General features: G+C 48.1%; 9 protein-coding genes. 6 read left to right on the top strand and 3 right to left on the bottom strand.

The window, feature by feature from the left end:
- Positions 1-35: 35 nt before the first annotated feature.
- Entirely contained in the window at positions 36-1529 is a 1494-nt protein-coding gene (gene pitA / locus AB3Y96_RS21410; protein ID WP_072309351.1) for an inorganic phosphate transporter PitA, read from the bottom strand.
- Between the two features lie 323 nt (positions 1530-1852).
- Between pitA and AB3Y96_RS21405 the strand changes: the two genes are divergently transcribed.
- Positions 1853-3049 (top strand): NAD(P)/FAD-dependent oxidoreductase, encoded by a 1197-nt coding sequence (locus AB3Y96_RS21405; RefSeq protein ID WP_072309352.1) that lies wholly within the window; start codon positions 1853-1855, stop codon positions 3047-3049.
- A 41-nt stretch (positions 3050-3090) separates the two neighbouring features.
- Here AB3Y96_RS21405 and AB3Y96_RS21400 read toward each other — a convergent pair whose 3' ends face one another.
- The gene (locus AB3Y96_RS21400; protein WP_072309353.1) at positions 3091-3666 is read right to left on the bottom strand and encodes a nuclear transport factor 2 family protein; all 576 of its coding nucleotides are present in this window, start codon (positions 3664-3666) and stop codon (positions 3091-3093) included.
- Positions 3667-3968: 302 nt separating this feature from the next.
- On the opposite strand from AB3Y96_RS21400, the gene AB3Y96_RS21395 reads away from it, so the two are divergent.
- Both AB3Y96_RS21395 and AB3Y96_RS21390 read left to right on the top strand, forming a co-directional pair.
- Complete coding sequence (locus AB3Y96_RS21395; protein WP_046360051.1) at positions 3969-4238, top strand: type II toxin-antitoxin system HicA family toxin; 270 nt, start codon at positions 3969-3971, stop codon at positions 4236-4238.
- Complete coding sequence (locus tag AB3Y96_RS21390) at positions 4235-4564, top strand: type II toxin-antitoxin system HicB family antitoxin (protein WP_040044457.1); 330 nt, start codon at positions 4235-4237, stop codon at positions 4562-4564. Before AB3Y96_RS21395 ends, AB3Y96_RS21390 begins: the two co-directional genes overlap by 4 nt.
- Before the next feature lie 62 nt (positions 4565-4626).
- On the opposite strand, the gene mgtA is transcribed toward AB3Y96_RS21390, so the two are convergent.
- Positions 4627-7335 (bottom strand): magnesium-translocating P-type ATPase, encoded by a 2709-nt coding sequence (gene mgtA, locus AB3Y96_RS21385; RefSeq protein ID WP_367300170.1) that lies wholly within the window; start codon positions 7333-7335, stop codon positions 4627-4629.
- Between the two features lie 1422 nt (positions 7336-8757).
- Here mgtA and AB3Y96_RS21380 point away from each other — a divergent pair.
- Genes AB3Y96_RS21380 through AB3Y96_RS21370 form a run of 3 tightly spaced genes read left to right on the top strand, consistent with a single transcriptional unit; the run spans position 8758 to position 12697 of the window.
- Positions 8758-9297: a fimbrial protein gene (locus tag AB3Y96_RS21380; protein WP_025799462.1), complete on the top strand. Its 540-nt coding sequence runs from the start codon at positions 8758-8760 to the stop codon at positions 9295-9297.
- A 48-nt stretch (positions 9298-9345) separates the two neighbouring features.
- The gene (locus AB3Y96_RS21375) at positions 9346-10059 is read left to right on the top strand and encodes a molecular chaperone (protein WP_072309356.1); all 714 of its coding nucleotides are present in this window, start codon (positions 9346-9348) and stop codon (positions 10057-10059) included.
- 40 nt (positions 10060-10099) lie between these two features.
- Positions 10100-12697 carry a fimbria/pilus outer membrane usher protein gene (locus AB3Y96_RS21370; RefSeq protein ID WP_367300169.1) on the top strand — a complete coding sequence of 866 codons (2598 nt, stop codon included), beginning with the start codon at positions 10100-10102 and terminating at the stop codon, positions 12695-12697.
- The last annotated feature ends 8 nt before the right edge of the window (positions 12698-12705 follow it).

Here is a 12705-nt window from a genome sequence, read left to right as displayed (position 1 = left end):
GTTCAATGAACGGGCTTTTTGATAGTTGGAATACGTTAAATCACGAAGGTCAGCGCCAGCCAGTACAAACCACCAGAAAGCACAATCGCAACTGGAAGGGTAAGAACCCATGCCAGTAGAATGCTTTTGATCGTTTTACTCTGTACACCGCCGCCGTCCACAATCATGGTACCTGCAACCGCAGAAGAGAGTACCTGAGTGGTGGAAACGGGCATACCGGTATAGCTTGCCACGCCGATCGAGATGGCGGCAGTCATCTGCGCAGAAACGCCTTGCGCATAGGTCATGCCTTTCTTACCAATCTTCTCGCCGATGGTGGTTGCTACGCGACGCCAGCCAACCATGGTACCCAGAGACAGCGCCAGAGCCACAGCGACGATAATCCACATCGGTGCATACTCAACGGTCTCTAACAGGTCTTTACGCAGGTCGTTCAGGAAGCGCTTATCCTGAGCGTCTGTTTCTGGCAGCTTGGCAACTTTATCCGCCGTATCAGCCACACACATCAGCAAACGACGCATCTGATTACGTTGATCAACGCTCAGTTCATCGTAGCGTTGCAGGTTGTTCAGCAGTGCTTTGCTGTGATCGATGGCAATCAGTGCGCGTGAAGAATCACAATGGAAATCATTGCTGCTGGTGCTTGGTGCAACAGGCTGATGTTCTTCAATGCCAACGATATGCGGCAGTGCTTCCTGATGCTTCTGATAATACTGTTCCAGATGCGTGATTGCATCGCGGGTACGCGTGATGTCATAGCCAGTGGCGTCCATGTTAACCACAAAGCCGGCCGGAGCCACACCAATCAATACCAGCATCAACAGACCAATGCCTTTCTGACCGTCGTTAGCACCGTGAGAGAAGCTCACGCCGACAGCAGACAGGATCAGGGCAATACGTGTCCAGAACGGTGGCTTACGTTTGCCATCAATCTTTTCACGCTCAGCAGGTGTCATATGCATACGGCGACGTTTTTTTGTGCCGCTCCAGTAACGACGCAGAACAAATACCATCAGGCCGGCCAAAACCAGACCGATGAGTGGCGAGAGAATCAACGATAGGAAGATTTCCAGCATCTTCGGAATGTTGAGTGCATCCACCACGGAAGTGTTGGTCATCAGTGCGTTTGTCAGTGCAATACCGATAATCGCGCCGATTAGCGTGTGAGAACTGGAGGCCGGCAGACCAAAGTACCAGGTGCCGAGGTTCCAGATAATCGCAGCTAGAAGCAGAGAGAACATCATCGCCAGACCGTGAGTCGAGCCCACGTTCAACAGCAAATCTGTTGGGAGAAGGTGCACAATTGCGTAGGCGACGCTGAGGCCACCCAACATCACACCTAAGAAGTTGAAAACACCCGCCATAACGACCGCGATCTGCGAGCGTAGTGCACGAGTATAGATAACTGTTGCGACTGCGTTTGCTGTGTCATGGAAACCATTGATGGCTTCATAAAACAAAACAAACATCAGTGCGAGGACTAACATAAGGCCAGTGTGAAAATCCAGCCCTGCAAATAGATGTAGCATAAGCGTTACGCCAGTTAGTGGTCATGAACGCGGCGCATTATCTGCGAGAACGCGTGCTGGGGAAAAGCAAAATATGACGTTTTTTTGATTTGTTTACATTGGAAATGAATACATATCTCGGATTAGTCCTATAATTTCAGTGTGTTGAGTGAATATCTTAAGATTAATTTTTTCTTCCGCTGGCGGTGAAGAATTACCCCGTTTACAATCCCCCGCCGCGGGTCTGGGATTATTTCGCCATTTATTACCAGATTAGCTCATATTGGAAAAATCGGTATTTACGTTCGTGGTTGTGTTCAAAACCGCGAAATAAGAGGTTATGTGTGGAAAATTTTGATGTAGTGATCGTTGGCGCTGGTGCCGCTGGCCTGTTTTGTGCTGCTCAGGCAGGGCAACTTGGTTTGCGGGTGCTGGTTGTTGATAACGGCAAAAAAGCAGGACGCAAAATCCTGATGTCGGGTGGCGGTCGCTGCAACTTTACTAACATGTATGCTGAGCCTGCGGCATATTTGTCGCAGAATCCACACTTCTGCAAATCAGCGTTGGCGCGTTATACCCAGTGGGATTTTATTGAACTGGTGAGTCGCTACCAAATTGCCTATCACGAGAAAACCTTGGGCCAGCTTTTTTGCGACGATTCCGCTGAGCAGATCGTGGATATGTTGCTAAAAGAGTGTGAGCTGGGACAGGTGGTTATTCGCTTGCGCAGTGAAATTTTGAGCGTTGAGCGGATGGAGAACGGTGAGTTTTCTCTGCAGCTAAACGGCGAGCAGGTTATCTGCAGATCGCTGGTGATTGCCAGCGGTGGCCTTTCTATGCCAGGCCTTGGTGCGACGCCTTTCGGTTATAAAATCGCCGAGCAGTTTGGTCTTAAGGTACTGCCGACGCGCGCTGCGTTGGTGCCGTTTACGCTGCATAAACCGCTGTTAGATCATCTACAAACACTGTCGGGCGTGGCCGTTCCTTCGGTTGTGACCGCTGAATCAGGCACCAGCTTCCGCGAAAGTATTCTGTTTACCCATCGTGGTTTGTCAGGCCCGGCGATTTTACAGCTTTCCAGCTATTGGCAGGCCGGTGAAAAAGTCACTATCAATTTACTGCCAGATTGCGATCTGTCTGCTTTTCTCGATGCAGAGCGCATTGAGCATCCGAATCAGAGCCTGAAAAATACGCTGGCAAAACAGCTTCCTAAACGTTTGGTTGAGTGCTTACAAACTTTGGGGCAAATCCCAGACGTAACGTTAAAGCAGTTAAATGCTGCGCAGCAGATGCAGGTGGTGGAAACATTACAGGCATGGCAGGTGCTCCCGAACGGTACTGAGGGCTATCGTACCGCAGAGGTGACGTTAGGCGGCGTTGACACCAATGAGCTGTCGTCAAAAACTATGCAGGCGCACAAAGCACCGGGGTTATTCTTTATCGGCGAAGTGGTAGATGTAACCGGCTGGCTGGGGGGATATAACTTCCAATGGGCGTGGAGCTCTGCTTGGGCCTGCGCGCAGGCGCTGGCAGCACGATAAAACCTCTCTTCCGCCCCGACCGGGGCGGATCGACTTGAGCGTTACCCTTTCAGCCACGCTTGCCCTTCGACTTTCATTTCTGTTTCCAGAGAGCTTCCTTTGCTGGCAAATTCGCGCGATAGCGGGAAACCACTCTTTTCCAACAGGTATGCCAGTGGCGCGTAGGCGATAGGGAATTTTTCCGCCGTGGCTTTATCGATTTCAACGATGCCCTGTGGGAAGTTGAACGAGCCAAAATCATAGATAGACTGGCGGCGTGTGATTTTCCACACTCCGTTACGTTTTTCGACCCAGTCGTAAAAACGGTTATGAACGCTGGCACCGAGTTTCATTTGCGCATTTTCAATCACGATCATCGCGTTGGTTTCAACGATGGCTTTGTCGCCGTTAAACTGGATCATCGGTGAGCCGATCAGATGTTTAGTGACTAACGCAGAATTTCCCATGCGCTGGGAGCCTTTCACGAACTCGGTAAATAACCCTTCAAACCAAGTCACCTCGATGGTTCCGTCTGGGTGAAACAGTTCCAGCATTTTGTCCCATTCGGCCAGATCCCTGTGCATCCAACCCGTCATTAAATCGGCAATGGTTAAACGATCTTCCCAAGAATTTGTCATGTGATGTCTCTAAGTAGGATGAGCAGCATGTTGCTGATTGTGTTGTTGGCGCACGAATGGCACTAAAAATCAGTATAGGCTGCTGGTGATTAAATTAATTATGCGAGAAGTGCCGCAGAGATTATTCCATGCCGCTGGGGATACATTTTTTGTTTGCGAAGCAGGGTAAACAACGGCGTTTAGTGGTTAGCCATCTCATTCAATTCACTCTACATTGCGCTCAAATTTTCATCGCAAAACGCTTGCTATGATATCAATTTTTGATATCGTTATTGCGTGAGCGACACGGATGAGGTGCAAGGATGTCGACTCATAAACTCAGCGCCAGACACCAACGAACGCTATACGTCATTTTCACTAACCCGCCGATACGAACGTTAGAGTGGCGGAAGATTGAAAACTTGTTAATCGCTCTAGGTGCTGTGGTTTCTGAAGGCCAAGGCTCGCGCGTTAAATTTGAAATCGGTGGTGTTGTTGTATTGCTCCATCGTCCGCATCCTAGGAAGGAGGCGAAGATCTATCAAATAACAGAATTGAGAGCTTTTCTTGAAGTGGTGGGAGTTATTCCATGAATGAAATGACTTACAAAGGCTATACCGCACGTATTGAATATAGCCATGAAGATAACTGTTTAGTTGGCCGTTTGGCTGGTATTCGCGACTTAATTAGCTTTCATGCCGACAACGTGGCTGATTTGCGTAAAGAGTTTGAGATTTCGGTTGATGACTATCTGGAATATTGCGCCTCACGAGGGCGTGAGCCACAGCGCCCCGCGAGCGGAAAAATTAGCCTGCGTGTGCCGCCGGATGTGCATTCACAGATCAATGTGGCCGCCGAGGTTGCAGGTAAAAGCGTGAACCAGTGGATTACCGATACCTTAGTTAAAGCCTGTTCTTAATATAAAAAAGCAAAAGCCGCGGCATGATGACCGCGGCTTTTAGGCTTAATCAGAGTTCGAGATTAGAACCACTGTCCGAAACGACGAATATAGAAACGTTTCATTAGCTGAGTGACAACGCAATAGCTGAACAGCGTACCCACTAACCATGGGAAGTACTGCCATGGCAGCGGCTCTAAGCCCACCCACGCACCGAGCGGTGAGAACGGAATATAAATGCCAAGTGCCATGATGATACCCGTGGTGAGCATAACCGGCAGCGCCGCCGTGCTTTGAATGAACGGGATCTTCTGGGTACGCAACATATGTACAACCAGTGTTTGTGACAGCAAGCCTTCAATAAACCAGCCAGACTGGAACAACGCCTGATGCTCAATGCTGTTGGCAGCAAAGACAAACCACATAATGGCGTAGGTCGTGATATCAAAAATGGATGACGTCGGCCCAATCCACAGCATGAAACGCCCGATGTTTTTGGCATCCCATTTACGTGGCTTGCGTAGGAACTCTTTGTCCATTTTGTCCCATGGCAGAGTCAGCTGTGAAATGTCATACATCAAGTTTTGCAGCAGCAGCTGAATGGCGAGCATTGGCAAGAACGGAATGAATGCGCTTGCGACCAACACGGAGAACACGTTGCCAAAGTTAGAACTGGCGGTCATGTTCAGGTACTTGATGATGTTCCCGAAGGTTTCACGACCGGTGATGACGCCTTCTTCCAGCACCATCAGATCTTTTTCCAACAGAATGATATCGGCTGACTCTTTGGCAATATCGGTGCCGGTATCTACGGAGATTCCCACGTCGGCATCGCGCAGGGCTGGGGCATCATTGATACCATCACCCAAGAAACCAACGGTATGATCGTTGCTTTGTAGCGCTTTCAGTACGCGTGATTTTTGCAGCGGCGTTAGCTTCGCAAACACGGTGCGTTGCTCGGCCAGCAAGGCAAGGTGCTCGTTGCTCATGCCTTCAATTTCGCTGCCCAGCAGAGGCTCTCCCGGTTCTAATCCCACGTCACGGCAGATTTTGCTGGTGATAATAGGGTTATCGCCGGTCAAAACTTTAACCATTACGCCGTTTTCACGCAGCGCGGTGATCGCTTCTGCCGCAGACTCTTTTGGTGGATCGAGGAACGTCAGCAATCCGCAGATCACCAAATCGCGCTCATCGCTGTTGCTCAGCGGGAAAACGCAGCCATCAATACCTAAATCACGAGTACCGACCATCAGCACGCGGAAGCCTTGCTCATTATAGTGAGTGGCTAATTTCATTAGTTCGGCACGTGCGCTATCGTCGAGCGGCAAAATGTTGCCGTCATCGCTAATGTGCGTGGCAATGGCCAGCATCTCTTCGACGGCGCCTTTGCAAATCAACGTATGGCGACGTTGTTCATCACTCACCACAATCGACAGGCGGCGGCGAATAAAGTCGAATGGCAGTTCGTCAATTTTGCTAAACCGCGCCATGGCCTCAACTTCAGGGCGAGCACGCCCGAAGCGGATCACCGCTTTATCCATTAAGTTTTTCATGCCGCTCTGGTGGTAGCTGTTTAGCCATGCCAGCTGCAGCACTTCTTTATTCTCGTGCCCATTGATGTCGATGTGATGCTCAAGAATGATGCGGTCTTGGGTTAGCGTACCGGTTTTATCCGTGCACAGAACGTCCATAGCACCAAAGTTTTGAATGGCATTCAAACGCTTAACCACCACTTTACGACGGGACATGGTAATTGCCCCTTTCGCCAAGTTAGAGCTCACGATCATTGGCAGCATTTCAGGGGTTAAACCCACGGCAACCGCCAAAGCAAACAGCGCGGCATCTGCCCAATCGCCTTTGGTGAAGCCGTTGATTAACAGAACAACAGGCACCATCACTAACATAAAGCGGATCAGCAGCCAGCTAACGCTGTTAACACCACGGTCAAACGACGTTTGGGTGCGTGTGCCAACAATGGATTTAGCCAGAGAACCAAAATAGGTTTTGCCACCGGTGGCAACTACCACGGCTTTGGCGGTGCCGCTGGCCACGTTGGTTCCCATCAGACAAATGTTGGACAGCTCTAATAGCTCGCTTTCGCTATTATCGCTGCTGCATGATTTTTGGCTAATGCTGGCGGTAACATCATATTTTTCAATCGGAATCGCTTCACCGGTCAGAACGGCTTGGCTGATAAACAGATCGCGCGATTCAATCAATTTAACGTCGGCAGGAACCATATCGCCTGCGGAAAGCAGAATAATATCGCCCGGGACCAGCTCTTGCAGAGGGATCTCTTTGCACTCGCTTTTGGCCGCAGGATGCGCACGACGCAGCACCGTAGCGGTGGTTCTCACCATTGATTTCAGCGCATCAGCGGCTTTATTGGTGCGAAACTCCTGCCAGAAACGCAGTAATCCGCTCAATGACACCATGATCAAAATAATGATTACGCCAATGAGATCGGTTTCTTCACCGCGTTGCAGCGGTAGCCAGTAGTCGGTGAAGAAACTGATCGCAGCCAGCACGATCAGAACAAAAATGAAGGGATTGTTAAACGCGCTGATTAACTGCACCAAAGCAGGCGGCACTTTTTCATGAGCAACCTGATTTGGGCCAGTTTCCAGCAGGCGTTGGCGTGCATCTTCTTCCTCAAGTCCACTGAGGTTTGAAGAGAGGTTAGAGAGGGTCGCATCCAAGCTGACCGCAGATTCTTCTGCAATCAGATAGGTGACTTTTTTCTTGTCTTTGCGGCTGCGTTTTTCAGCGGCCTGTTCGATTCTCTGGGTCATAACACAGTACTCATCACTGTTTTTTTGCGTGCAGAAATCCGCCCCAAAAATGAGGAGTTTTCTTTCGCAAATTGCTTAATTAGCCAAGGGCTAAGAGTATGCGTTGCAGATTAGGGACGGAGTTTGCTCACGTCAGCCCGTGCAACGCGGGTAACGTTGCTTCTGGGGTGCTCGTCCATATTGATTCCTTACGCCTCGCGGCGAGAGTCTTTGCTGTGTGTCCAAAGTGGACGTATATCAAAATACCGGCGTGAGAGAGCCTTCCTGCGCAGGTTGATTAGGTGCAATCAACAGCAACAAGAAAAGCGGACGCGAGAAAGTAGGTGACGTAAACGTTACCGACAACTCACATCGATAGACTTCTACCCGGAGGGAATAGGGCGCGAGTATAAATATGCATGATAACTGTCCGCATCAAATCCATCAGCCTATTGGCTGATAGCGTCTTTTATGGGTACGCAACAGTTCTGGTATGAGAAGTGATGCTGCCCGCCGAGTCTGGCAAGCAAAGCATCTGGGGAGATAGTCAGCTTGCCAGTGATATATCACTGCTATGTAAGTTACTACTCTGACTTTCCAAGGAAGGATCTCCGCTGATTAACTGCGCAAACTATAAGTGCGGTTATTGGTTATGTAAAGGTTGATTTGATAAACCAATAGTCAACGTAAGTGATTTATTGCATCTACTTGTAACGGAGCTGCAAAAACACGGTTTATCTTATTTTTGCGAAAATTGATCGCGACGCGACTATGTATTTTTGTAAAAAACCACGTTTTTAGATATGACCCCAAAAATGTACACCCTGCACAAAAATGGGGCGATTTTTTGTAGTCCAAAAAGCGAGTATTCATAATAAACATGCTAATTATATGTAAAACATGGTGTTTTTTTACCTTGCATTCACAAATGTTATCGATTTAGCACCTGAAATAGGTCTTACTTTCGAATGAAATAACATTTAATTAACACCTCATTCACTTTGTGGGTATAGGAATCTTCTGAGCAGTCTGTTAGTCTTTTTCTCACTTTCTATCTAGCAACGTTTATAAGGATGAACTGAATCGAATTAAAAAATAAATAACAAATTTCTTGGTTAATTACGCATATTCCTCTCTGATAAGAGGAACGCTTCCTGCTATGTGAACGCATAGAAAAGTGGTGTTAGCCGATATAAAGGTGAGGGATCATGAATACATTTTTGTTTGTTTTGAAATGCACTTTTAATTCGACGTTTTTGTTTTCCTTAGATAACTAAAAACTTGCTTTAGGTTTCTACTGCAGAGTGATCGCGCTTCACTCTGCAGTAAACACCAAACGGCCCGTTTTTATTCTAGCGACTAAAAAAACAGGGATTTTTAAATTAATAAAATCGTTAAAACAAATAACGATAGTCATCTGTATAAATTAAAGGATAGAACCTAATGAATAAATCTATTTTATCAATCGCATTAATGGCGGGCTGTTTTGTTTCTGCATCTGCAATGGCAATCAGTGCGAATACTATCACTTTCCAAGGTGAAGTTACCGCTCAGACTTGCTCTGTTTCTATTAACGGAAATGACGCTAGCCCGATTGTTTTACTGCCAACCGTAGCTGCTACAGATTTAGCTGCATCTGGTGATACTGCTGGCCAAACGATATTTACTCTGGGCGTAACAGGCTGCACCAAAAATGATGCGGCAGACACCAATATTAAAACCGTTTTCGTTGGTAATAACGTGACCAATAGCGGCAACTTGGGTAATACCGGTGGTGCAGGAAACGTTGAATTACAAATCCTGAAAAGTACTCAAGACACTGCGGGTATTAATTTAACGAGCCCACAAAGCGTTGACGGTCTGGTTCTGAAACAAGGTGATACCGAGGCTACGCATGATTTCGCTGTCCAGTATTATGCGACTGCAGCAGCAACAGCAGGCACCGTAGCGGGCTCATTACAGTACGCAATTTCTTACCAGTAAGTCATACAGACCGGGATGCCGGTCTGTAAATTATTTAGGAACAACAATATGTTATCTGTCAGGGATGTTTTTACTGGATGTGTTTTGGCGCTCTGCTGGGTTGCTTCGGCTCAGGCAAGCGTGGTGATGACAGGAAACCGTGTGGTTTATCCTGCGCAAAACAAAGAGGTAAATATCCAACTGACTAATCACGATGATTTTCCTAATGTGATTCAGGTATGGATGGACAGCGGTAATGAAGACTCAACGCCTGAAACAGGTCAAGCGCCATTCATTATTACACCGCCATTTTTTAAAATGGCGGCAAAAGCAGGCCAAACCGTACGGCTAATGTTTACTGGGGCACAATTACCTCAGGATCGTGAGTCCGTCTATTACCTTAATTTTTTGCAAATTCCACCAAGAGAAGCAAAAAGTAGCAGTAATCAAATGTTGATAATGTTGCGTAACCGAGTGAAGGTTTTTTATCGCCCTGCTGGAATAACGACATCGCCTGCTGAGATTGCTCAACACGTAAAACCAAAAATAGTTCAGCGTGGAAATACTTACGCGCTGGAACTAGAAAATTTGAGCGGCTATTACCTGTCTATTTCGGGGGCTAGCATTTTGTCAGAAAATAAAGCGATTCAACTCGGAAACAAAATGATCGCCCCGTTTAGTTCTGATGCATGGCCGGTGACAAGCAAAATTAAAAATCCTGAGTTAACGATTAATTATATTAACGATCAGGGAGCAAAAATAACGCACCGTTACCAATTATGATGGATTCCTCATTCATCTCAGGGAATGAGAGGGTATTTAGATGAATAATCGTAAATTAGCTTCATGGGTTACCTGTGCATTATTCCCGATGAGCGTTTATTCGTGGGCGACAGATAATAGTCAATATACCTTTGATGAGTCATTGTTTTTAGGTGGTGGTTTTGCTAAGGGACTAAAGCGTTTTAATACGGATAATAATACCGCTGCGGGAAAATATTCAGTCGATATTTATCTGAATGGCCGTTTTATGCAGCGGGACAGCGTTGACTTTGTTAACAACTCCGCTCAAGAAAAGAGCGAACCTTGCCTCAGCCGCGATTTTTATTTGGAGTCGGGTGTTAACGAAAGTTCGCTGCCGCCCGTCGATAAAACCGCCGATCCACAAGAGAAAGCGGTATGTCAGGCGCCTGAGCAGCTGCTAAAAGGAGCCAGTTGGGCCTTTGACCAACCTCGGCTGCGTCTGGATCTCTATATTCCTCAGGCTTTACTTGCTCGCTCACCGCGTGATGCGGTTCCCGTGGAGAGTTGGGAGGCGGGGGAATCGTTAATGTTCCTCAACTACAGCACTAACTACTATCAAAGCCGCTATCGCTCAGGCTCTGGTGGCACCAGCCAGTATGGTTTTCTTGGTTTGAAATCAGGTATTAACCTAGGTTTATGGCAGCTACGCCAGCAATCATCGGCAACGTATAGCCAGTCGCCGAGCCAAACTCATTATCAGTGGCAATCTCTGCAAACCTACCTACAAAGGCCGATTGCAGCATTGAACAGCAACTTAATGATTGGCCAAAGCTACAGTGGTGGCTCGTTGTTTGGCAGCATGGCGTTCAACGGTATCAAGCTGGAAACTGACCAACGAATGTGGCCACAGTCGCGGCGTGGATATGCGCCTGAGATCCGAGGAACAGCGCAAACCAACGCGCGGGTAGTAGTGAGCCAAAATGGCCGTACTATCTACGAAACCAACGTCCCTCAGGGGCCTTTTGTTATTGATGATTTGAGCAGCACCCACTATGAAGGTGACTTGAAGGTTGAAGTCATTGAAGCAAATGGGCGTAGCTCAACGTTTACCGTGCCATTTTCTGCGGTACCTGATTCGATGCGTCCTGGCGTTGGCCGTTATAACGCGCTGATCGGGAAAGCTCGTGATTACGGTGGTACACAGAACCTGTTCGGTGATTTCACCTATGAACGCGGGATTTCCAATAGCCTTACCGGCAACCTCGGCGTGCGTGTTGCTGATGATTATCAGGCTATTTTGGCCGGTGGTGTATGGAGTCATTGGCTAGGTGCATTCGGTGTGAACACCACGTGGTCACACGCCAAAATTGATGATGAACAAAGTCAGTCTGGGTGGCGTGTGCAGGCTTCGTATAGCCGAACGTTCGACTATACCGGTACCAACGTTGCGCTGGCGGGCTATCGCTATTCCACGGAAGGCTACCGTGAGCTGAGTGACGTATTAGGCGAACGAGCCAGTAAAAAACAGGGCTCAAATAATGTTTTCAAGTCAGATACGCTGAACCAGCGTAATCAGTTTACCGCGATGATTAACCAGACGTTGGGTGATTATGGCAGTTTGTATTTGTCAGGATCGGTGATGGATTACTACGATAATCAATCACGTAATACGCAGCTTCAACTGGGTTATTCCAACAGTTGGAAAAGCATCAGCTACAACTTGGCGATTAGCCGTCAGCAGTCGGTATACCGTAACCAGATGGATATTGGTGGTGATGATGACTCTGAGCGTAGATATTCCTCTTCCTACGTAGGCAATACTGAGAACCTGATTACGCTAACGTTCTCAATCCCGCTTTCGTTTGGCGGACGTGAAAACTACGTTTCGACGTCGCTCAGTCATGCTGGTAGCTCAGGTAACTCAGCGCAAACATCCCTTTCGGGCATGTTAGACGAGCAAGGAACGCTGAATTATTCGGTATATGCCGGATATCAGCAAAATCGCGAGAACCAAGCGGGTAGTACTAAGAACTGGGGTGCGAATCTGCAAAAGAACTCTGCGTTCGGTACGCTTAACGGCAGTTATTCTGCCTCGAGTGAATATACCCAATGGGGCTTAGGGGGACGCGGTGCCGCTGTGATTCATCAGGGAGGCGTCACGGTTGGGCCTTATTTGAGTGAAACGTTTGGGTTGGTTGAAGCCAAAGGCGCTAAGGGCGCATTGGTGAAAAATGGACAGGGTGCCCGTATCGACAGCAATGGCTACGCTATTATTCCGTCGCTGACGCCTTATCGTTACAACACGATCAGCCTTGATCCTAAAGGGATCAATAAGCATACCGAGCTTAAGAGTACGCAAAGCCGCGTGATCCCGTACGCGGGCGCCGCCGTGAAAGCATCTTTCGATACGTTGAGTGGCTATGGTGTGCTAATCAAAGCCAAAATCAATGGCACCGATGCTTTACCGATGGGGGCCAACGTGGTGGATGACCAAAATCACGTGGTAGGGATGTCTGGCCAAGCGAGCCTGATTTATGCCCGTGTGCGTGAGCGTCAAGGCACGCTAACCGTGCGTTGGGGTGAAAGTGCGCAAGAGATGTGCCGCGTGAGCTACGTTTTACCAGAGTCGTCTGAAGAGCAGGAGTTGGTTTCTGTTTCTGGGCAATGTGTACATTAAGGGGACAG

Origin of the sequence: Hafnia alvei (assembly GCF_964063325.1) — a bacterium.
Classification (GTDB): Bacteria; Pseudomonadota; Gammaproteobacteria; order Enterobacterales; family Enterobacteriaceae; genus Hafnia; species Hafnia alvei_B.
The sequence above is the reverse complement of the archived record's forward strand: the minus strand, read 5'-3'. Positions and strand labels throughout refer to the sequence as shown.